This window comes from Streptomyces sp. NPDC001068 (assembly GCF_042897315.1).
In the GTDB taxonomy this organism is placed as follows: Bacteria; Actinomycetota; Actinomycetes; order Streptomycetales; family Streptomycetaceae; genus Streptomyces.
Genome location: NZ_JBIAYD010000007.1, coordinates 408163 through 429422, shown reverse-complemented (window position 1 = coordinate 429422; position 21260 = coordinate 408163). Strand labels below are relative to the sequence as shown.

Sequence of the window (21260 nt, the reverse complement as noted above, 5' to 3'; positions counted from 1 at the left end):
GATCCGATCGGCGTGCGAGCCGCCTCGGAATCACCCGGCGATCACCATACGTTGACGGCACGACCCGACTGCGAAGGAGAACCGGAATGACCACTCGGCTCGGCCTCGGCCTTCCCCAGATGCGGCAGTACTCCATCGGCACGGACGTCCCCGACGTGGCCCGTACCGCCGAGCGGATCGGTTACGAAAGCCTGTGGGTCTTCGAGCGGGCCCTCTTCCCGGAACCCGCCACCCAGGGCCTGTACAACGTCGAGGGACTCCCCTGGCCCGACTCGTACCGGAACGTGGCCGAACCGCTGGTCACGCTCGCCCTCGCCGCCGCGGTGACCGAGCGGGCACGGCTGGGCACCAGTGTGCTGGTGGCCCCGCTGCACATCCCCTTCCAACTGGCCAAGTCCCTGGCCTCGCTGGACGCCGCCAGCGGCGGCCGGGTGGTCGCCGGCCTGGGCACCGGCTGGTCGCTCGACGAGTACGCGGCCGCCGGGATCAGGCCGTTCGAGGAGCGCGGCAAGGTGCTCGACGAACTGATCGGGGTGTGCCGGGCCGTGTGGGGCCCGGACCCGGTCAAGTACGACGGGCTGGTGACGAAGATCGCCTCCGCCGTGGTCGGCCCCAAGCCCGCAAGGCCGATCCCGGTCCTGCTGGCCGCGGGCGGCGGGAAGGCGCTGCGGCGGCTCGTCGACCACGCCGACGGCTGGCTGCCGGTGGGCATGGGCGCCGATCAGCTCGCCGCCCAGTGGCGGCAGTTGCAGGACCTGGCGGCCGAACGCGGCCGCACGGAACCGATCCGGACGGTCGTGCGGGTCAACGCCGTCCACACGGCGAAGCCCTACGACGGCCCCGACCGCCAGCCCTTCCAGGGCAGCGCCGACCAGATCGTGGAGGACCTGGTGGCGCACGCGGCGGTCGGTCTCGACGAGATCCTGGTGGACCTCCAGACCACTCCGCGGGACGCCCAGGAACTGAAGGAGGTCGCCGCGGAGGTGTACGAGAAGGCCAGGGCGGCCGGGGTCTAGTCCTCGGGGAGCTCGACCGGCGCGATCTCGTCGTAGACGTCACCGGGGCCCGGGTTGGACGCGTCGGTCGTGCCGCCGAAGTGGTGCATGACGCCCCAGACCGCGTTCAGCGCGGTCTGGACGGCGCCCTCGGCCCAGCCGGCCGTCCAGGAGATGTCGTCGCCGGCGAGGAAGATGCCCCGCTTGTCCGCGGGCAGCCGGTCCTGCATGAAGTGCGTGAACAGGCGGCGCTGGTAGCGGTAGTGGCCGGGCAGGTTGGCCTTGAACGCGCCCATGAAGTACGGCTCGTTCTCCCAGGAGACGGTCACCGGGTTGCCGATGACGTGCTTCCTGATGTCGACCTTCGGATAGATCTCGCCCAGCGACTTCAGCATCACCTCCATCCGCTCGTTCGCGGACAGCGGCAGCCACTTCAGGCTGTCGTCGCACCAGGTGTAGGAGAGGCAGATGACGGCCGGCCGGTCCGGGCCGTCGTCGAGGAGGTAGGTGCCGCGGGTCATCCGGTCGGTGAGCGTCATCGACATGACGTCCCGGCCGGTCTCCTCGTCCTTGTCGAGCCAGAACGGCCGGTCGACCGGGACGAACAGCTTCGAGGACTCCATGTAGTGGGTGCGCTCGATCGCGGTCCAGTGGTCGATCGGGAACAGCGAGTCGTCGCAGGCGATCTTCGAGAGCAGCATCCAGGACTGGGCGGTGAAGATCGCCGCCTGGTACGTGCGGATGTCACCGGCCGCGTCGGTCACCGTGATCCGGTTGCCGGTGGTGCGGTGCAGCCGGGTCACGGCCGGGCGCGGTTCGCCGCCCCGGTGCAGCTTCGCGAGCGAGGTGCCGTACTCCCAGTGCACGATCTTCTGCGGCTCGCGCTCCCAGAGCCGCAGCGGAAGCTGCTGGCTGCCGCCGACGATGCCGCGGTGGTGGTCGTCGGCCTCGGTGTAGACGACCCGCAGGATCTCCAGGATCGAGTTCGGGAAGTCCGTGTCCCAGCCGCCCGTCCCGAAGCCGACCTGGCCGAAGATCTCGCGGTGCCGGAAGGACTTGAAGGCCTCGGAGTCGCAGAGGAAGCCGTAGAAGGTCTGGTTGTCGAGCTTCCCGACCAGCCGGGACCAGATCTCCCGGATGCGCGGCACGTCCCGCTCGCGCAGCGCGCGGTTCATGTCGGAGAAGTCGGCTCCCTCCTCCAGGCACTTGTTCCAGGCGTCGGCGACGTCACGGTAGACCTGCGGGAGGTCGGCGGCCGTCTCGGCGTAGTGCGACTCGCCCTTGAGGTCCACGACCGTCGAAGGGGTCGCCTCCGCGAGGGGGTTGGGGAAGGGCCGGGTCTCCAGTCCCACCATGTCGATGTAGTGCTGCAGCGTGGTGGAGGAGGGCGGGAAGCGCATCGCGCCCATCTCGGCGCGCAGCGAGGGCTCGCAGCCCTCGAAGCCGACGGTCCGCAGCCGGCCGCCGATCTTGTCGGCCTCGTACACGACCGGCTTCAGGCCCATCTTCATCAGCTCGTACGCGGCCACGATGCCGGACAGGCCGCCGCCGATGACCGCGACCTCGGTGCCGTGCTCGGTCGCGGGTATCTGGCCCAGGCCCGCCGGGTGGGCGAGGAAGTCGTCGTACGCGTAGGGGAAGTCCGGCCCGAACATGGTGATCGGCGGCTGCTGTTCGTCGGCGTGCTCGACGGCGTTGGGCACCGTGGACGTCATGGGGTACGGACTCCTTGCGACTTGCGACCTGCGAGAAGAATGGGGAAGGGAGAGCGGGGGGAGGTCAGGCCAGGGACCCGTAGAGGCCGGGCCGGCGGTCCTTCAGGTAGGGGTTCGCCTCGCGGGAGGCGGCGAGGAGGGCCGGGTCGACGTCGGCGAGAAGGAGTTCCTCGCCACGTCCGGCGCGGGCCCGCGCCACGCCGTCGGGGCCGGCCAGGCCGGAGAGCCCGAAGAAGTCGAACTCGCCTTCCAGACCGACCCGGTTGACGTACGCCACATACATCTGGTTCTCCCAGGCCCGCACCGGGACGAGCGACTCGGCGACGAGCTGGAACGGGTGCATGTTGGCCGTCGGCACGATCAGCAGGTCGGTCCCGGCCAGGGCGTGCGCGCGGACCGGCTCCGGGAACTCGACGTCGTAGCAGATCATGATCCCGACGGTCAGGCCGTTCAGCTCGGCCTGCACGACCGGCTGCTCGCCCGGCGTGAAGTGGTCGCGCTCGAAGCCGCCGAAGAGATGCGTCTTGCGGTAGTTCGCGAGCCGGGTGCCGTCCGCGGAGATCAGCTGGGCGGAGTTGTGGACCACGTCTCCGGCCCGCTCCGGGTAGCCGTAGGTGATCGCCACGCCGTGCCGGTGGGCCAGCTCGGCGATCGCGTCCGCGCAGTCGCCGTCGGCGGGCTCGGCGAGGCGGCCGATGCCGTCGCCGATCGCGTAGCCGGTCAGGAACATCTCGGGGGCGACGAGCAGCGCGGCGCCCGCGGCGGCGGCCCGGCCGGCGGCGTCGTCGAGCGCCTTGAGGTTCTCGACGGTCGAGCCGGGGCGGCCGGAGCTCTGGAGCAGGGCGGTGCGCATGCGGGTCCTCACCGGGTACGGAGGGGTTCTGGGGCCATTTAGACGTTAAGTCCGCAGGCCGGACCGGACAAGGAGGAGCCGTTGCGCGTGGCCGGGCGGTTCGTTGCGTGATACAGGTGTCCGGCGGCGATTCGTTGCGCCGGCCGTCCCCCTACAGCTCCCTCAGCCGCTCGATGATCTCCTTCAGCAGGGCCGGGTCGGCGACCGGGCCGCTGCCCGGCACCCGACGCGGCCGGTCGATACGGATCAGGCCGGCCTCGGCGAGGTCGCCGAGCAGCACGCGCACGACGGTGAGCGGCAGGTCCGCGTCCGCGGCGAGCTCGACGACCGGCCGGGCACCGCGCCGCACCAGGGCGAGCAGCGCGGCCCCGGCATGGTCGACGCGAAGCCGGGCCGGCTCCGCGTCCACCGCCGTGACCTGGGACATCAGGTCGATCGTGTGCCGCCCGGACGGCGCGGTGCGGCCCCTCGTCACGGTGTAGGGGCGGACCAGCGAACCGGTCTCGTCCTCGTACCAGTGCTCGTCGCTCACCGCGGGGTCATGGGGCCGAGCGCGCGGCCGCGTCCAGGTGGCGGCCGAGGCGGCGGACGAGCAGGGCCATCTCGTGGGCCAGCTGTCCGATGTCGGTGCGGACGTCGCTGAGGACGGCCAGCCGGCTGCCGTGCCCGGCCGGGGTGACGAAGAGGTAGGCGTCGTCGAGCATCACCATGGTCTGCCGCACCTCTCCGGCCGCGAACCGGTCTCCGGCCGAGCGGGCCAGGCTGTGGAAGCCGGAGCAGACCGCCGCGAGATGCTCGACGTCCCGCCGCCGCATGCCCTCGGAGTGGCTGAGCGGCAGCCCGTCCGCGGTGAACAGCACGGCCTGCCGGACGTGGTCGGTCCGGGCGACCAGGTCGTCGAGAAGCCAGCCGAGGTCGCTGCCGGGGGCCGCGCCCGGCTCCGGGGCGGGGTTGTTGTCAGTGGTCATCGGCGTGGGGCGTCCTTTCCTCGGTGGCGGTCGGCTCGTCCGTGTCGAGGGGCAGTCCGCTGCGCCCGCGGGCCAGGCCCCGCTGGAACGCTCCGAAGACCGCCCTCATCTCGTCGGCGTCCAGGTCACGCGGCCGCCCGGGCTCCGGCTCGGCGCGCAGTCCGGGGGCGAGGGAGGCCTGGCGCCTGCGGGTGGGCAGCGCGGGGGCGGCGGCCGTGCGGGACCCGCCGGGACCGTTCGCCGCGGTTCCGTCCGGTCGGACGTCGGTCACCGCCGGGCCGTCGGGACCGCGCGGCGGCCCGTCGGCGGCTGCCACCGCGCCGACCCCACCCGACGGCACACCCGTGCCCGTGCCCGCACCCGTGCCCGTGTCCAACTCCGTGCCCGTGCCCGAGTCCGTGCCCATGCCCATGCCCATTTCCGTGTTCGTGTCCGTGTCCGTGTCCGGCAAGGCGTGCGGGCCCTTCGCGGTGGGAGCGGGCAGGGCGCCCGTGGTCGCGTCGGGCTCCGCGAGCACCGTCGCCGGCAGCAGCACCACCGCGGTGGTGCCCCCGTACGGGGACTCCCGCAGGGTCACCTCGATGCCGTGCCGGGCGGCCAGGCGGCCCACGACGTAGAGGCCGAGCCGGTCGTGGCGGGTCGGGTCGAAGGCCTCGGGGTCGGTGAGGGTGCGGTGGGCCTCGGCGGCCTGGGCGGCGTCCAGCCCGAGGCCCCGGTCGTCGATCTCCAGGGTGAAGCCGTGTCCGGCCCGCCCCGCGCGCAGGGTGACCTCGGTGTGCGGCGGCGAGAACGCCGTGGCGTTCTCCAGCAGTTCGGCGATCAGGTGCACGACGTCGGCGACCGCGTCCGCGGCGACCCCCGCCTCGGGCATCGGCGGCACCACGACCCGCGGGTAGTCCTCGATCTCGCCGACCGCCGAGGAGACCACGTCGGCGACGGGCACGGGCCGCCGCCAGCGCCGCCCGGGGGTGGCACCGGAGAGGATGATCAGGCTCTCCGCGTGCCTGCGCATCCGGGTGGTCAGATGGTCGATGCGGAACAACTCGCCCAGCACGGCCGGGTCGTCGGTCCGCCGCTCCAGTGTGTCGACGAGTTTCAGCTGGCGGTGGACGAGGGCCTGGTTGCGGCGCGCGATGTTGAGGAGGACCGCGAACAGGCCCCTGCGCAGGGTGGCCTGCTTCACCGCCGCCTCGACGGCGGCCAGCCGCGCCCTGTTGAACGACCGGGCGACGTCCCCGATCTCGTCGTGGCCGGCCTCCCCGGCGGCCAGCGGTGGCGCCTCGGTGACCGCGTCGACGTCCTCGCCCGCGCTCAGCCTGACCATCAGGGCGGGAAGCCGGCGGGCGGTGAGCAGGTCGGCCGCGTCCCGCAGTTGTTCCAGACGGCGTGAGATGCGGCGCGCGCCGCGCACCGTGAACCACAGCGAGAGCCCCACCGCCGCCAGCCCGACCGCACCGACCACGGCCGCCTTGGTCAACTCCCGGTAGGCGAAGGCCCGTCCGCGCGCGGCACAGTTGCGCGCCGAGTCGGTGGCCAGCTGCATGTACCGCTTGACGGCCCGGTCGGTGGTCGACCGCCAGGTGTCCGCGGCGACGGCCGCACCGGCCCGGTCCGCGCCGGCCCGCAGCAGCGCGTCCTCGCCGCGCACCAGGGACGTGTACAGCGCGCCGTGCTGGAACCGCTCGAACAGCGCCCGCGAGTCGGCGGGCAGGTCGGGCACGTAGGTCCGCTCGAAGACCCGGCGGTCCTCGATGGCCGCGGTGAGGCCGTCGTACTGCCCGTCGGTGAGCCGTCCGGCGGCCCGGGCGCCCGCGACCAGCGCGTCCTCGCGTGAGACGAACTCCCGCACCCGCACCAGCTCGACGAGGACCTGCGCCTCCCGGGCCAGCTGTCCGGCCTGGAGTGCGGTCAGGGCCGACTGGACGTCGAAGCCGGGCTCCACGAGGGCGTTGTAGTCGGTGACGGCGGTGTCCCAGGAGATCTTCCGGGACAGCACCCGCGCGCGCAGCGCCTCCAGCCCGCCGGTGGCGGCCACCATCGCGTCCAGGCTCGCGCGCTGCCCGTCGCTGAGCCGTCCGCGGTCACCGCCCCGGATCGCGTCCCGCATGGCGCCCACCGCCCGGTCGGTGCGCCGCTGTTGTGCCAGCAGGTCGGCGGCGGTGGCCGTGGAGAGCCGGCCGCCGAGGTAGGCCGCCGACAGCCGCCGCTCGGTCTGGAGCTGCCCGACGGCGGTGTCCACGGGGGTGCCGAAGTCCTCGTACACCCCCTGGACCCTGATCAGCGCGCGCAGTTGGGCGGTGACGGAGACCATGGCGAAGGTCCACAGAGCCGTCAGTGCGACGGCCGGTGCGAGGGCGAGTGCCACGATCCGCGCGCGGACGGTGGTGGATCGGCCGACTGTCCAGCGCATGGATTGCCTACCGGTGTTACCAGCGAGTAAGTAGCCCGGCACAAACTACGGGATGCCCCCGGTGACCGCAATGGTTGCCTCTGGTGACACCCGGTCAGTACTCGACGGCGAACGTGCTGACGACCGCCGCGTGGTCGGAGGGCCAGTCGTTGCCCGCCACGTCCGGCCAGGGCGCCGGAACACCGCTGACACAGGTCCGGGAGTCGAGTACGCGCAGCCCCCTGTGCAGCACGTAGTCGATCCGGTCCTGCGGCTCGGGCCGCCCGCTGCCGTCCTCCGCCACCGGGTGGACCGGCGACCAGGTGTGCCCCGGCGCGGTCACCGGATCCGGGTGGACCTCCCGGTAGGAGTCACGGAACCCGGCCTCCTCGGCGGCCCTGGTCACCGGCCACTCCACGTCCGTCCAGTCCAGGTGGGAGGGGCAGTTGAAGTCCCCCACGAGCACCACGGGCACCGGACCGTCCCCGATCCGCCGCAGCGCCTCGCGCAGTTGCCCGAGCCGGACCTCCTCGTGGTCGATCAGTTCGGCCGCCCCGAGCCCGTCGAAGTGGAACTCGTAGGGCCCGTACGGGGTGTAGTGCAGGTGCGCGGTCCAGACGTCGACCTCGCGTCCGGGACGTACGGCGATCCGTACCCCGGCGGCTCCGTAGAACCCCACCTCCGGGTCGCCCAGCCGCGCGGTGATCGGATACCGGCTGATGATCCCGAGGTTCTCGCCGGCCGTGTGGTGGTGCCAGCCGAGGGCCTCGGCGAGTTCCGCGGCCGAGGTGCCGGCGGTCTCCTGGAGGCCGACGACGTCCGCCCCGGCGTCGACGACGGCCTTGATCTGCTTGGCCCGGGCGTCGTCGATCCGGCTGCCGCCGAGCCACAGGTTCCAGGACATGACCCGCAGTTCGGGTACGGCCATGTCGCTGAGCTGCTTCGGGGTGACTCCGACGAGGGTGTCCCGGACGGTCCGGCCGGGGGCCTCGCCGATCGGTGCCAGCGAGGGGACGGCGAGGACCGCGCAGCCGGCGGCCTCGGCGGAGGCCACTCCGGTCTCGGTGTCCTCGACGGCGACACAGGCGGCCGCGTCGACGCCGAGCGCGCGGCAGGCGGCGAGGTAGGGGTCGGGGGCGGGCTTGGTGCGACCGGTGTCGTCGGCGGTGACGGAGGCGGCGAACCGCCCCGCGCCGAGCGCGTCGAGCACGAGGTCGGCGACCGCGCGTGGGGACGCGGTGACCAGGGCGGTGGGAACGCCGGCGGCGGCGAGCGCGTCCAGCAGGTCGAGGGCGCCGGGGCGGGGCACGATGCCGGTGCGGACGCGGTCCGTGAACTCCCGGTGGAGTTCGGCCGCGAGATCGGCGCCGGACCTGCCGGTGCGGCCGGCCAGCCAGTGGGCGGTGTACTCGACCGGCCGGCCCAGCACCTCGGGCTCGTCGGATTCGCCGAGCGTCCGCCCGGCAACGCGTTCCACCGCCTCCCACCACAGTCGCTCGGTGTCGACGAGCGTTCCGTCCATGTCGAACAGGACGGCCTGGAGCGGGAGTCGGGGGTGGGGGGTCACGTTGTCGTCATTCCTCACGTCTGGGCTGCGGGAAGCCTCCGGACATCCGGAAGCGAGGCTTCTGGACGGTCCGGAAGCGTTGTATCCGGTCGGGGTCCGGAAGCGTTGTATCCGGTCGGGGTCCGGATGTGTCGTCTCCGGTCGGGGTCCGGAAGCGTGGTCTTTTTTCAGGGGGGCCGGAAGCGTTACCTCCGGGTACGGTCGGCCACCAGCACCGGCCTTTCGGGCAGCGACACGCTCACCGCGGCGCCGGCACCCAGACCCGCGGCCTCGTGGGCGGCCAGATCGGCCTTGGCCTCGGTGCCGTCGGCGAGCCGTACGGTGACCCGGACGACCGCGCCCAGGAAGGCGGTGGCGACGACGGTGGCCGTACCGGTGGCGTCCGCGCGCACTTGGACCGCCTCGGGCCGCACCAGCACGTCGACCTCGCTCGCGTCCGGCGCCGGTCCGTCCAGCGGCAGCCGCTGACCGAGCACCTCGACCCGGTCGTCCTTGACCGTGCCCGGGATCCGGCTCATGGTGCCGACGAACTCGGCGACGAAGGCGGTGGCCGGCCGTCCGTACAGCTCGGCGGGTTCCGCGCACTGTTCGAGCCGCCCGGCGCGCATCACCGCGACCCGGTCGGCGACGGACAGCGCCTCCTCCTGGTCGTGGGTCACGAACAGCGTGGTGATGCCGAGTTCCTGCTGCAGGCGGCGGATCTCCTCGCGGAGGGTGAGCCGGACCTTGGCGTCGAGGGCCGACAGCGGCTCGTCGAGCAGGAGCACCCGGGGCCGCAGGGCGAGGGCGCGGGCGAGGGCTATGCGCTGCTGCTGGCCGCCGGAGAGCTGGTGCGGGAACCGCTCCCCCTTGTCGCCGAGCCCGACCAGCTCCAGCAACTCGGCCGCCCGGGCGCGCCGTTCGGAGGTGCGGACCTTGCGCATGCGCAGCCCGAACGCCACGTTGTCGACGGCGTTCAGGTGCGGGAAGAGGCTGTACGACTGGAAGACCATCCCGGCGTCGCGGCGGTGCGCGGGCACCGAGGTGACGTCCTCGCCGTCCACCAGCACGGCGCCGGAGTCGGGGTGTTCGAACCCGGCGAGCATGCGCAGCGCGGTGGTCTTGCCGCAGCCGGACGGGCCGAGCAGGGCCAGGAACTCCCCGGGCCGGACGGTGAGATCGAGTCCGTCGAGGGCGACGGTGGTGCCGAACTCCCTTCGCAGGGCGCGGAATTCGACGGTGGCGGCGGTGGCGGCGGTGGCGGTGGCCTTCTCAGGCGTGCTGACACTCATGGTTCATCCCCGGGAGGAAGCGGTTCGGTCACGGCCGCCGGCACCGGCGAGCGCGAGGAGCAGGGCCCAGGTCACCAGGAGACTGAGCACGGACACGGCGACGGACATCTGGGCCTGCGAGCCGCCGACGTTGTAGATCCACACCGCGAAGGGCTGGAAGCCGAGCAGCCGGGCGACGGTGAACTCGCCGAGCACCAGCGCGAGAGTGAGGAAGGCCGCGTTGAGCAGCGCCCCGCGCAGGTTGGGCAGTACGGCCCGCACCAGCGCCTGCGGCCAGTTGGCACCGCAGCTGCGGGCGGCCTCGACGAGGGTGCGCACGTCGATCGCGCGCAGTCCGGCGTCCAGCGCCCGGTACACGAAGGGCAGCGCCATCACGACGTACGCGAGGACCAGGACGAACGGGAAGTCCGGGTTCTGGATGGCGACGAACGTCTCGAACAGCGGGGTCCGGGACAGGTGGTCCGGTCCCCACTTGAGAACGCTCGCGATGCCGGCGACGAACGCGATCGGCGGCACCACCAGCGGCAGCGAGCAGACGATCTCGACGACGGGCCGCAGCTTCGGCGCGCTCAGCCGCAGCGCGACCACGGCGGGCACCATCAGCAGCAGCACGACGGCGATGGTGGCGACGGCCAGCTCGAGGGAGAGCAGCAGGCTGGAGGTGAACCCGTCGGCGGACAGGATCTGGCTGTAGGCGTCGAAGGTGACGCCCTGGCCGGGCACGTCGACCGTGAAGACGACGGAGGCGCCCAGCGGGACCAGGAAGTAGAGGGCGGCGAGGCCTAGGACGGCCCAGCGCCAGGGGGTCAGGCGTCGAGCCATCGGGCACTCCGTCGTTGCAGGGGCAGGTACACGGCCATCACCACGCCGGCCACCAGCACCATGTCCAGGCTGAGGGCGAGGGCCACGTTCTCCTGGCCGACCAGGACGTTGCCGGAGAGGGCGTCGGCGATCTGCAGGGTGACCAGCGGGACCGCGCTGCCGACCATCGCGGCGGCGGTGGCGTAGGCCGCGAAGGCGCTGCCGAAGAGCAGCACGAGCCCGCCGAGCAGCGAGGGCGCGAGCACCGGCAGGGCCACGAAACGCCAGTACTGCACGCCGGTGGCGCCGTTGTTCAGCGCGGCCTCCCGCCACTGCGCGCGGAGTCCGTCCAGGGCGGGGGTGATGGTGAGGACCATCAGCGGGATCAGGAAGTACAGGTAGACCAGGACGAGGCCCCAGAAGCTGTACAGGTTCCAGCCGTGGTCCGCGAGGTGCAGGTGCACGGTGAGCACACCGGCGTTGCCGAGGGTCGCCACGAACGCGAAGGCCAGCGGTACACCGCCGAAGTTGGCGAGCACACCGGAGGCGGTGAGCACGGCCTCGCGCAGCGCTCGGGAGCGGGAGCTGACCACGGCCTGGGCGAGCGGCAGTCCGAGGACGGCGGCGATCAGGGCGGAGAGCGCGGACAGCTTGACGCTGCCGACGAGGGCGGTGAGGTACGGCCCCTGGAGCGAGTCCGTGAGGTTGCTCCCGGTGTACGAGGACACCCCGGTCGCCGGGTCCTTGACCGTGAAGGCGCCGTTCAGCATGGCCACGGCCGGCAGCCCGAAGGCGACGGCCGTGAAGAGCAGCAGCGGGACGACGGCCAGCCAGCCGGGGGCGCGGCGCCGCCGCTTCTGGGAAGCGGCGGACGCCACGTCGGCCCGCGTGAGCGTGGCCGTCATCCGGAGACGGCCTTCGACCAACCGGAGGAGAGGACGGTCTTGGCCTTGTCCTGCTGGGCCTCGGTCGGGAAGGACGGCGAGCCGGAGACCGCGGGGAGCTTGGCGGCGGCGGTCTTGTCCAGCGTGCCGGCCGAGTCCATGGAGGTCATCAGGACCGGGCGGGCGTAGCCCTTGAGCCACAGGTTCTGGCCCTCGGTGCTGTACAGGTACTCCTGCCACAGGCGGGCGGCCGCCGGGTGCGGGGCGTCCTTGTTGATGGCCTGCGAGTAGTACTGGGCGTACTGGCCGTCGGACGGGATGGCGACCTTCCAGTCCACGCCCTTGGACTTGAACTCGTCGGCGTAACCGGCGTTCAGGTAGTCCCAGTCGATCGAGATGGGCGTCTCGCCCTTCTCGACGGTGGCCGGGGTGGACTCGACGGGCGTGTAGTTGCCGTTCTTCTTCAGCTTGGCGAAGAAGTCCAGACCGGGCTGGATGTCGTCGAAGGAGCCCTTGTTGGCGAGTGCGGCCGCGTACACGCCGCCGAAGGCGGAGCCGGACTTGGTCGGGTTGCCGTTGAGGGCGACCTGGCCCTTGTACTGCGGCTTGAGCAGGTCGGCGAAGGTGGTCGGGCAGGTCTTGACGCGCTTGGCGTCGCAGCCGATGGAGATGTAGCCGCCGTAGTCGTTGAACCAGCGCGCCTGCGGGTCCTTCTGGGCGGTGGGGATGTCGCCGTACGTGGTCACCTTGTACGGCGCGAGCAGCCCCTGCTGGGCGGCGCTGAGCGCGAAGGAGGAACCGAGGTCGAGCACGTCCGGCGCGCGGTCCTGGCCCTTGCGCGAGGTCACGGCGTTGATCTCGTCCTGGCTGGAGCCGTCGGGGCTCTCGTCCTCGATCTTGATGCCGTACTTCTTCTGGAAGCCGTCGATGATGGCGCCGTAGTTGGCCCAGTCACGGGGCACGGCGATGATGTGCAGCGCGCCCTCCTTCTTCGCCGCGGCGACCAGCTTGTCCATGCCGCCGAGGTCGGCGGCGGAGGTGGCGGTGGCGGCGTTCTTGCCGTCGGAGGTGGTGGACGACGCGTTGTCGGGGGCGGCGCCGCAGGCGCTCAGGGCGAGCGCGGCTACGACGGCGAGGGAGCCGCCAAGGACGGCGGTTCTCGGCAGGGACACGATCACGGTCTCTCCAGGGAGTACGCACGAGGGTGGCGCTGTGGTCGGCGCTGTGGCTGGCGCCGAGCGAACTTGTCTGAACAAGTTGACCCCAGTACGCCCGGCGCGAGTGACCTGTTCATGAACACGGCCCAAACACCGGCCCCTGATTCCCTGCACATTCGCGGCTGACACGAATCACCCATGAACGTCGATTAGGCTGGTCACGCTGTGCACAGCAGCCCGATCAGAGGGGAAGCATGACGGCGCGACACGAGGAGATCGCCGACGAGTTGCGGCGCGCCATCGACCGCGAGGAGTACACCGTCGGCAGCCGGCTCCCCGCGGAGACGGAGCTGGCGGCTCAGTACGGCGTGTCCCGCGGCACCGTCCGGCAGGCCGTCGCCGCGCTCACCTCCGAGGGACTGATCGGCTCCCGCCAGGGCGCCCGCCGGGTGGTACTGGCCAGCCGGCGCAGCCAGAGCTTCGCGGAGCTGCGCAGTTTCGCGCAGTGGGCGCGGTCGATGGGGCGCGAGGCGACCGGACACGTGGTGTCCCAGGAGTACCGCCCGGCCACCCAGGAGGACACGGTCCGCCTCCAGCTGCCCCTCGGCACCGACGTGTTGCACGTACTGCGGGTCCGCGGACTGGACGGCGAGCCGGTGCTGCTGGAGCGCACGGTGTACGCGGACTGGATCTCCCCGGCGGTGGCCGCGATCGAGCCGGAGTGCCCGTCGGTGACCCAACGCCTGTACGAGGACACGGGGTTGGTCTTCGCCTACGGCGAGCACGTGATCGACGCGGTCGCCTGCGGGGCACGGGACGCCGACCTGCTCGGGGTCCGCCGGTCGAGCCCGCTGCTGCGGGTGCGGCGGGTGACCACGACCCGGGAGGGGCGCCCGGTGGAGTGGTCCGACGACCGCTACCGGTCCGACGCGGTGAGCTTCAGCGTGCACAACTCGATCGGCAGCAACGCGTTGGCGCGGATGACCGCGGGGTAGTGGGTGCCGGCGCGTTTCCGGGTGCGGGTGGTCCGTGGCTGGTCGCGCAGTTCCCCGCGCCCCTTGGCAAGCGGCACTACCGTGCCCTGAAGGGGCGCGGGGAACTGCGCGAGCAACCCCCACCCGCCCCCACCCGGCACTCCACTGTCACCCCCGGGCCGATCCCGGGCCGATCCCGCCCCTTACCCCGGCGCCCCGGAGGAGAACCGGCGCAGCAACGGCGACAGCACGAGTACCGACTTGGTGCGTTCCACGAACGGCTCCCCCGCGATCCGCTCAAGCACCCGCTCGAAGTGCCGCATGTCCGACGCGAAGACCTGCACGACCGCGTCGGCCTCCCCGGTGACCGTGGACGCGGCCACCACCTCCTGGTACCGCTCCAGGCCCCGCTGGATCGTCTCGGGCGAGGTGTTGCGCCGGCAGTAGATCTCGACGAACCCCTCCGTCTCCCAGCCGAGGGCCGCCGGATCGACCCGCACGGTGAAACCCGTGATCGCTCCGGTGGCGCGCAGCCGGTCCACGCGCCGTTTGACGGCGGGCGCGGACAGGCCGACCAGTTGCCCGATGTCCGCGTAGGAGCGGCGGGCGTCCTCGGCGAGGGCGTGCACGATGCGTTCGTCGAGATCGTTCAGCAAGGGGTGGTTCAGCTTTCAGGTGGTGCAGGACGGGACCGGCGACAGCCGTAAGGGAAGTAGAACACGAGCCCCGCCGCCGTCCTGAAACGGCGCCCCCGGCGAGGCGGCTAGCTCCAGCTCGCGTGCAGCGGCTTGCCCTCCGCGTACCCGGCCGCGCTCTGGATCCCCACGATCGCCTTCTCGGCGAACTCCTCCAGGGAGCCCGCGCCGGCGTACGTGCACGAGGACCGTACGCCCGCGATGATCGAGTCGATCAGGTCCTCGACGCCCGGCCGGGCCGGGTCGAGGAACATCCGGGACGTGGAGATGCCCTCCTCGAAGAGCGCCTTGCGGGCCCGGTCGTAGGCAGACTCCTCGGAGGTCCGGTTGCGTACCGCGCGTGCCGAGGCCATCCCGAAGGACTCCTTGTACAGCCGGCCGTCGGCGGCCTGCTGGAGGTCGCCCGGCGACTCGTAGGTGCCGGCGAACCAGGAGCCGACCATCACGTTGGACGCGCCCGCGGCCAGTGCCATGGCGACGTCCCGCGGGTGCCGGACACCGCCGTCGGCCCAGACGTGCCTGCCGTACTTCTTCGCCTCCGCGGCGCACTCCAGGACCGCCGAGAACTGCGGCCGGCCGACGCCGGTCATCATCCGGGTGGTGCACATGGCGCCGGGGCCCACACCGACCTTGATGATGTCCGCGCCCGCGTCCACGAGGTCCTTGACGCCCTCGGCGGAGACGATGTTGCCGGCCGCGATCGGGACCTTCGGGTCGAGGCCGCGGACCAGCTTGACCGCGCTGATCATCGACTCCTGGTGGCCGTGCGCGGTGTCGATGACGAGCGTGTCGACGCCCGCGTCGAGCAGCTGCTTGGCCTTGTCCGCGAAGTCCCCGTTGATGCCGACGGCGGCGGCGATCCGCAGCCTGCCCCGCGCGTCGGTGGCCGGGGTGTACAGGGTGGCGCGCAGGGCGCCCTTGCGGGTGAGGATGCCGGCCAGCCTGCCGTCCCCGTCGACGGCCGGGGCGTAGCGGCGGTTGGCCGTGTCCAGCCGGTTGAACGCCTCGCGCGGGTCGATGTCCGCGTCGAGCAGCAGCAGGTCGCGGGACATGACCTCGGCCAGCTGGGTGAAGCGGTCCACGCCGCTGAGGTCCCGGTCGGTGACGACGCCGACGGGGCGGCCGTCCTCGTCGACGACGACGCCCGCGTTGTGCGCGCGCTTGGGCAGCAGGGCCAGCGCGTCGGCGACGGTCTGGTGCGGGGCGAGCACGATCGGGGTGTCCAGCACCAGGTGGCGGCTCTTGACCCAGGTGATGACGTCGGTGACCACGTCGATCGGGATGTCCTGCGGGATGACGACGAGTCCGCCGCGCCGGGCCACCGTCTCGGCCATCCGCCGGCCCGCGATGGCCGTCATGTTGGCGACCACCAGCGGGATGGTGGTGCCGGTGCCGTCCGGCGAGGCGAGATCCACGCCCTGGCGCGAGCCGACCGCGGAGCGGCTGGGCACCATGAAGACGTCGTCGTACGTCAGGTCGTACGCGGGCTGGATGTCATTGAGGAAACGCACGTGCCGCACATCCCGGTCGATCAGAGGTGACCCCCGGACCGGCCGGCCAGAGGGAAGAGCACGTACTTCATTGTCCCACGGCGACCGGTATGCGGTGCCCGGGACGAACGTCCAGGCAGGTCAGCGCCGCTTGGGAGGAAGCTACAGGCCCGCCTTCCGGGCGGGTCCGAGGGCGGGTGCCGGCGGCAGGTCGTCGAGGAAGTCGCCGGACGGCACGTGGAAGAGCGTGCCGGTGACCGCCGTGGAGAAGTCGAGGATCCGGTCGTGGCGGGCGTTTTCGGTGCCGAGGAACATGTTCCGCAGCATGTGCTCGATGACGTCCGGGGTACGGGCGTACCCGATGAAGTAGGTGCCGAACTCGCCCTTCCCCGGGCTGCCGAAGGGCATGTTGTCGCGCACGATGTCCTGTTCCCTGCCGTCGGGTCCCTCGACGGTGTTCAGGTCGACGTGCGAGCCGGGCTCCTCCAGTTCGATGTTGGTCAGCTTCGTCCGGCCGATGATGCGCTCCTGGGTCTCGACCGGCAGCGCGTTCCAGGCGTCGAGGTCGTGCAGGTACTTCTGCACGACCACGTAGCTGCCACCGGCGTGCGCGGGGTCCTCCGCGCCGATCAGCACGTCCCTGCGGGCGGCGGCGCCCTCGGGGTTCGCGGTCCCGTCCACGAAGCCCAGCAGATCACGGGCGTCGAGGTACTTGAAGCCCTGGACCTCGTCCTCGACGGTGACCGCGTCCCGCAGCCGGCGCATGATCTCGGCGGCCAGTCCGAAGCAGAGGTCGAAGCGGGTGGCGCGGATGTGGAACAGGAGGTCGCCCGGAGTGGCGACGGCGGTGTGCCTGGCGCCCTCCAGGGGCCGGAAGGGACGGAGCCCGGCCGGGCGCGGGTGGTCGAACAGGCGGTCCCAGGCCGCGGAGCCGATCCCCGCGACGCAGCTCAGGGCGGCGTCCGGGGCACCGAACCCGAAGCTGCGCCGGAGCGCGGCGAGATCGCCCAGCACGTCCCGCACCTCGGACTCGTGGCCGGGACGGACGCCGACCACCAGGAAGATCGCGGCCGTGGTCAACGGGCCCAGAACCGGCTGCGGTTCGGTTTCCCGTGCGGGCTGGGGTTCAGTGCTCACCGCGTCCTCCGATGCGATCGGTTCTCGGCCCGTCCTACACGTGCGCCGTACACATGATCGGGGTTGACGCCGCCCGGTCGGCGCAGACGCTCCACACGCCGGCCCGGATATCGCCACGCGGTCTCGCGAAGTTTTTTCGCCGCACCGGAATAGACAGACCTGTCTATGGGGTTGACCTGGTCACGTAGACAGACCGGTCTACTCAAAGAACGCGACCGTGACCGACGATCTCCAGCACCGTCACCGCTAAGGATCTCTCCGATGACACACCCCGCACAGCACGCCCGGCACAAGGCGCCGGGCAGGCCGATCCCGCCCCGCGCGGCGTTCTACGTGCTCGCCTCCATCGTCGTCTCCTTCCTCGCCGCCTCCAGCGCGCCGACCCCCCTCTACGCGTCCTACCAGGCCGAATGGGGCTTCAGCCCGATCACCACCACCGTGGTGTTCGGCATCTACGCCATCGCCGTGCTCTCCGGTCTGCTGGTCCTCGGCAAGCTCTCGGACCACGTCGGCCGCCGCCCCGTCCTGATCACCGCGATCGCCGCCCAGGCCGTCGCGATGGTGCTGTTCTCCACGTCCTCCGGCGTCGGCGAGCTGCTCGTCGCCCGCATCGTGCAGGGACTGTCCACCGGCGCCGCCCTCGGCGCCGTCGGCGCCGCGATGATGGACATCAACCGTGCCCGGGGCACCGTGGCCAACGCCCTCGCCCCCGGCCTCGGCACCGCGACGGGCGCCCTGGTCAGCGGATTCGTCGTGCAGTACCTGCCCGCGCCGACCCACACGATCTACCTCGGCCTGCTCGGCGTGTTCGTGGCCCAGGCCGTCGCCATCACCCTGATCGACGAGACGGTCACCCGTGCGCCCGGCGCGCTGGCCACCCTGGTACCCGAGATAAAGCTCCCGCGCACGGTCCGCGGCGCCGCCCTCGCCGTCGCCCCGGTCATCTTCGCCGTCTGGGCGCTCGCCGGGTTCTACGGCTCCCTCGGCCCCGCCCTGGTCCGCACCCTGGTCGGCTCCGACTCCGCCGTCTACGGGGGGCTCGGCCTCTTCGTCCTCGCGTTCGTCGCGGCCGCCGCCGTCCTAGTGTTCCGATCCGCCCGCGCGACGACCGTGATGTACACCGGGATCGGCGCGCTGGTCGTGGGCGTCGCGCTGACGCTGCTGGCCGTCGACCGGAGCGCACCGGTGCTGTTCTTCGTCGGCACGGCCGTCGCCGGCTTCGGCTTCGGCAGCGGCTTCCAGGGCGGCATCCGCACCGTGCTGCCGCTGACCAGGCCGCACGAGAGCTCCGGCGTGCTGTCCCTGCTGTTCGTCGTCGCCTACCTCGGCATGGGCGTCCCGTCCGTGATCGCCGGAACGCTGGTGGTGCACGGCGGCGGACTGGTCCCGACCTCCGAGGAGTACGGCGCGGTGGTCATCGCCCTGGCGCTGCTGGCCCTCGCCGCCCTGCTGCTGCGCCGCGGGCCGCGGAGCGCGCCCGGCGTACTGGTCGCCGCCGGCGGAGCGCCCGCCGACGAGGTCCGCGACAACGAGCGCGCCGACGCGGTGAGCCGGTGAGCCGGTGAGCCGGTGACTGAGTAGACCGGTCTGGTCATCCGTAGAGTGGAAGTCTCGGGAAGGTGATTGGCATGACGAAGACGTCGGGCGCCAAGGCTCCCACGGCCAGGGAGCGGCTGCTCGCGGCCGCGGACGAGCTGTTCTACGCGGAGGGCGTGCAGTCGGTCGGGATCGACCGGATCATCGAGCGCGCCGGGGTCGCCAAGGCCTCGCTGTACAACACCTTCGGCGGCAAGGAAGAGCTCATCCGGGCCTACCTCGACTCCCGGAACGGCAGGCTGTCCGGACGTCTGCAGCGCGCCGTCGAGGGCACCGACGATCCACGGGAACGCCTGCTGGCCGTCTTCGACGCGCAGGCCGCGCTGTACGCCCAGCCGGGTTACCACGGGTGCGCGTTCCTCGCGGCCAGCGCGGAGGCCAAGCAGGGCAGCGCCATCGAAGAGGCCTCCGACGCCTCCCGCGCCTGGGTCCGGGCGCTGTTCACCGACCTCGCCCGGGAAGCCGGTGCCCCGGATCCCGAGAACCTCGCCCGCCAGCTCCACCTGCTGTACGACGGGGGTGGCGTGTCCGCCCGGATGGACCGCGACCCGTCGGCGGGCCTGGTCGCCCGGCAGGCCGCCGCCGTCCTGATCGACGCGACGCTGCCCCGCCGCCCCGCGGACCCCGCTTCCGGGGAGCCCGCTTCCTGAGACCTCGACCCCGGGGACCGGCGGCCACCGGCGCCGGGCGGGCGGACGGGCCGTCGCCCGGACAGGCCGGGACCCGGAACCGGGAATCGGTCCCGGAACCGGGAACCGGCTCCAGCGGCAAGGGAGTTCGCCCCCTCGGCAGCGTTGTCACCGGTACCGGTGCCGCAGCGGTCGTCTCCGTCAGGAACCGTCTGGGTCGGAACGGTTGAGCGTCGACTTGGGCGTGGGCCCCGCCGTCATCAGGTAGTCGGCGGCCGAGGTGTCGGTGACGAGGCTGGTGACCAGTCCCGACCTCAGCACCGCGTCGATCGCGGCCGCCTTGCGCTGCCCGCCCGCGATCGCCACGACCTCGGGGATGCGGCGCAGCTGGTCGGCCTTGACCGTGATGCACCGCTCCCCCAGGTCGCGTCCGACCCGGCGGCCCTCGGCGTCGAAGAGATGCGCGGCCATCTCGGCGGCGACACCGAGCGTGGCGTAGTGCGCGCGCTCCTCGTCGCTGAGCATGTCGTGCACCGTCGAGATGCCGGGCTCCCAGGAGCCGATGGAGACGCAGGCGACCGTGACCTTGTCGAAGTACTCGAAGGCACGGGCGATACCGGTCTGGTTGCGCAGCGCGGCCGCGGTGGCCGCGTCCGGCAGCAGCATCGGCGCGTAGATCGGGTGCGCGTCGCCGCCGGACACCTGGGCGGCGCGCCGTACGGCCTCGACCGAACCGCGCTCCGAGGTCCCGGCGTCGTACACGCCCGTCAGCTGGACCACCGTGCACGGGGGCAGCCGGTCGAGAGCCGCGGCCATGTGGATGGTGGAGCGGCCCCAGGCGAGGCCGAGCACGTCGCCCTCGTTGACGAGTTCGCCGAGCAGGTCGGCGGCCACCTCGCCGAGGTTCTCGGGGTCGGGGGTCTCCTCCGCCTCGGCCGGGGACTCGACCACGACGGCGTGCCGCAGGCCGTAGCGGGCGCGGAGCGCGTCGGAGCGCTCGGCGTCCAGTTCGGCCGGCACCCGGATCTCGATGCGTACGAGATCCCTTTCGAGGGCGGTCTCCAGCACCCGGGCCACTTTGAAGCGGCTGACGCCGAACTCCTCCGCGATCTGGATCTTGGATTTGCCCTCAAGGTAGAAGCGGCGGGCCATGGCCGCCGCCTGCACCAGCTCAGCGGGACCCATCCGCATGGCTGACCGGCCCGCCGACATACCCGACACGGCCATCTCCTCACTGCTGTTCACACTCTGGATACGCCGTTCATCCTTGCAGATCCGGCGCAGTCGATCAGCCCTGATCGGAGCCGTTCACGTTCCCGTACCTCAGTGGTCGCACGCCCAGGACGCGGCAGCCGTGGCCGCCTCGGCCTGGGTGCGTAGTGCACGTACCGCCTCTGCCGGGTCGTTTGCCCCGTACACCGCGGAACCTGCCACGAAAACGTCGGCTCCCGCGTCCGCGCACCGTTCGATCGTCGCCGCCGAGACTCCGCCGTCGACCTGCAGCCACAGCTCCAGTCCGTGCTTGCCGATCAACTCCCGGGTGCGGCGGATCTTCGGCAGCATGATGTCGAGGAACGCCTGTCCCCCGAATCCCGGCTCCACCGTCATGATGAGCAGCATGTCCAGCTCGGGGAGCAGGTCCTCGTACGGCTCGATGGGTGTCGCGGGCTTGAGCGCCATGGAGGCGCGCGCGCCCTTCGCGCGGATCTCGCGCGCGAGCCGTACCGGAGCGGCCGCCGCCTCCACGTGGAAGGTGACGGAGGAGGCCCCCGCTTCGACGTACTGGGGTGCCCACCGGTCGGGGGCCTCGATCATCAGATGGCAGTCCAGCGGGGTGTCCGTGGCCCGCGCCAGGGATTCTACGACCGGTACGCCGAGCGTGAGGTTCGGGACGAAGTGGTTGTCCATGACGTCGACGTGGAGCCAGTCGGCGCCCTCGACCGCCCTGGCCTCGTCCGCGAGGCGGGCGAAGTCGGCGGACAGGATGCTGGGGTTGATCTGCGCGGCCATGCGTCAAGCGTGCCATGCCCTGCCGGGGAGGGCCGCGTGGGGTTCCGGGGTGGTCGCGGTCGGACCCCGGCCACCGGACGGTGGGGGCTGATCGCGCAGTTCCCCGCGCCCCTTCCGGGGCGCACCGGG

At 72.1% G+C, this 21260-nt stretch carries 19 protein-coding genes; 4 read left to right on the top strand and 15 right to left on the bottom strand.

Annotated features, from left to right (window positions below; translation table 11 throughout):
* The first annotated feature begins 86 nt into the window (after positions 1-86).
* Complete coding sequence (locus ACFY3I_RS22190) at positions 87-1016, top strand: LLM class F420-dependent oxidoreductase (RefSeq protein WP_390862078.1); 930 nt, start codon at positions 87-89, stop codon at positions 1014-1016.
* Here the strand turns inward: ACFY3I_RS22190 and ACFY3I_RS22185 are convergent.
* The 10 genes from ACFY3I_RS22185 to ACFY3I_RS22140 form a co-directional block, all read right to left on the bottom strand.
* Positions 1013-2710 (bottom strand): flavin monoamine oxidase family protein, encoded by a 1698-nt coding sequence (locus tag ACFY3I_RS22185; RefSeq protein ID WP_390862077.1) that lies wholly within the window; start codon positions 2708-2710, stop codon positions 1013-1015. The genes ACFY3I_RS22190 and ACFY3I_RS22185 overlap by 4 nt on opposite strands.
* A gap of 64 nt (positions 2711-2774) precedes the next feature.
* On the bottom strand, positions 2775-3563 hold the full coding sequence (locus ACFY3I_RS22180; protein ID WP_390862076.1) for a carbon-nitrogen hydrolase family protein: 789 nt from the start codon (positions 3561-3563) through the stop codon (positions 2775-2777).
* 151 nt (positions 3564-3714) lie between these two features.
* Positions 3715-4095: a DUF742 domain-containing protein gene (locus tag ACFY3I_RS22175; RefSeq protein ID WP_390862075.1), complete on the bottom strand. Its 381-nt coding sequence runs from the start codon at positions 4093-4095 to the stop codon at positions 3715-3717.
* Between the two features lie 7 nt (positions 4096-4102).
* Complete coding sequence (locus tag ACFY3I_RS22170) at positions 4103-4531, bottom strand: roadblock/LC7 domain-containing protein (RefSeq protein WP_390862074.1); 429 nt, start codon at positions 4529-4531, stop codon at positions 4103-4105.
* Complete coding sequence (locus ACFY3I_RS22165) at positions 4521-6941, bottom strand: nitrate- and nitrite sensing domain-containing protein (protein ID WP_390862073.1); 2421 nt, start codon at positions 6939-6941, stop codon at positions 4521-4523. Before ACFY3I_RS22165 ends, ACFY3I_RS22170 begins: the two co-directional genes overlap by 11 nt.
* A gap of 94 nt (positions 6942-7035) precedes the next feature.
* Positions 7036-8487 carry an HAD-IA family hydrolase gene (locus ACFY3I_RS22160; RefSeq protein WP_390862072.1) on the bottom strand — a complete coding sequence of 484 codons (1452 nt, stop codon included), beginning with the start codon at positions 8485-8487 and terminating at the stop codon, positions 7036-7038.
* A 185-nt stretch (positions 8488-8672) separates the two neighbouring features.
* Positions 8673-9758 (bottom strand): ABC transporter ATP-binding protein, encoded by a 1086-nt coding sequence (locus tag ACFY3I_RS22155; RefSeq protein ID WP_390862071.1) that lies wholly within the window; start codon positions 9756-9758, stop codon positions 8673-8675.
* A gap of 3 nt (positions 9759-9761) precedes the next feature.
* On the bottom strand, positions 9762-10580 hold the full coding sequence (locus ACFY3I_RS22150; RefSeq protein ID WP_365294395.1) for an ABC transporter permease subunit: 819 nt from the start codon (positions 10578-10580) through the stop codon (positions 9762-9764).
* Positions 10565-11464, bottom strand: a complete 900-nt coding sequence (locus ACFY3I_RS22145; protein WP_365294397.1) for an ABC transporter permease subunit — start codon at positions 11462-11464, stop codon at positions 10565-10567. Before ACFY3I_RS22145 ends, ACFY3I_RS22150 begins: the two co-directional genes overlap by 16 nt.
* Positions 11461-12621, bottom strand: coding sequence for an ABC transporter substrate-binding protein (locus tag ACFY3I_RS22140; protein WP_390862070.1), 1161 nt, complete (start codon positions 12619-12621; stop codon positions 11461-11463). The genes ACFY3I_RS22145 and ACFY3I_RS22140 overlap by 4 nt, the downstream gene beginning before the upstream one ends.
* Positions 12622-12854: 233 nt before the next feature.
* Here ACFY3I_RS22140 and ACFY3I_RS22135 point away from each other — a divergent pair, with 233 nt between their 5' ends.
* Entirely contained in the window at positions 12855-13595 is a 741-nt protein-coding gene (locus tag ACFY3I_RS22135; protein WP_365294400.1) for a GntR family transcriptional regulator, read from the top strand.
* A 182-nt stretch (positions 13596-13777) separates the two neighbouring features.
* Here the strand turns inward: ACFY3I_RS22135 and ACFY3I_RS22130 are convergent, their stop codons facing one another.
* The 3 genes from ACFY3I_RS22130 to ACFY3I_RS22120 all read right to left on the bottom strand — a co-directional run bounded on the left by ACFY3I_RS22130 (position 13778) and on the right by ACFY3I_RS22120 (position 16896).
* Positions 13778-14230: an Lrp/AsnC family transcriptional regulator gene (locus ACFY3I_RS22130; RefSeq protein WP_046726552.1), complete on the bottom strand. Its 453-nt coding sequence runs from the start codon at positions 14228-14230 to the stop codon at positions 13778-13780.
* A gap of 107 nt (positions 14231-14337) precedes the next feature.
* The gene (locus ACFY3I_RS22125) at positions 14338-15780 is read right to left on the bottom strand and encodes a GuaB1 family IMP dehydrogenase-related protein (protein WP_390862069.1); all 1443 of its coding nucleotides are present in this window, start codon (positions 15778-15780) and stop codon (positions 14338-14340) included.
* 141 nt (positions 15781-15921) lie between these two features.
* Positions 15922-16896, bottom strand: coding sequence for a Dyp-type peroxidase (locus ACFY3I_RS22120; RefSeq protein WP_390862068.1), 975 nt, complete (start codon positions 16894-16896; stop codon positions 15922-15924).
* Positions 16897-17157: 261 nt separating this feature from the next.
* Between ACFY3I_RS22120 and ACFY3I_RS22115 the strand changes: the two genes are divergently transcribed.
* Positions 17158-18453: an MFS transporter gene (locus ACFY3I_RS22115; protein WP_390862067.1), complete on the top strand. Its 1296-nt coding sequence runs from the start codon at positions 17158-17160 to the stop codon at positions 18451-18453.
* Between the two features lie 71 nt (positions 18454-18524).
* Positions 18525-19142, top strand: a complete 618-nt coding sequence (locus tag ACFY3I_RS22110; RefSeq protein WP_390862066.1) for a TetR/AcrR family transcriptional regulator — start codon at positions 18525-18527, stop codon at positions 19140-19142.
* Between the two features lie 180 nt (positions 19143-19322).
* Here ACFY3I_RS22110 and ACFY3I_RS22105 read toward each other — a convergent pair whose 3' ends face one another.
* Both ACFY3I_RS22105 and rpe read right to left on the bottom strand, forming a co-directional pair.
* A complete protein-coding gene (locus ACFY3I_RS22105; RefSeq protein ID WP_365296727.1) occupies positions 19323-20366 on the bottom strand; it encodes a sugar-binding domain-containing protein in 1044 nt (347 codons plus the stop codon).
* A gap of 78 nt (positions 20367-20444) precedes the next feature.
* Complete coding sequence (rpe, locus tag ACFY3I_RS22100) at positions 20445-21131, bottom strand: ribulose-phosphate 3-epimerase (protein WP_390862065.1); 687 nt, start codon at positions 21129-21131, stop codon at positions 20445-20447.
* Between the last annotated feature and the right edge of the window lie 129 nt (positions 21132-21260).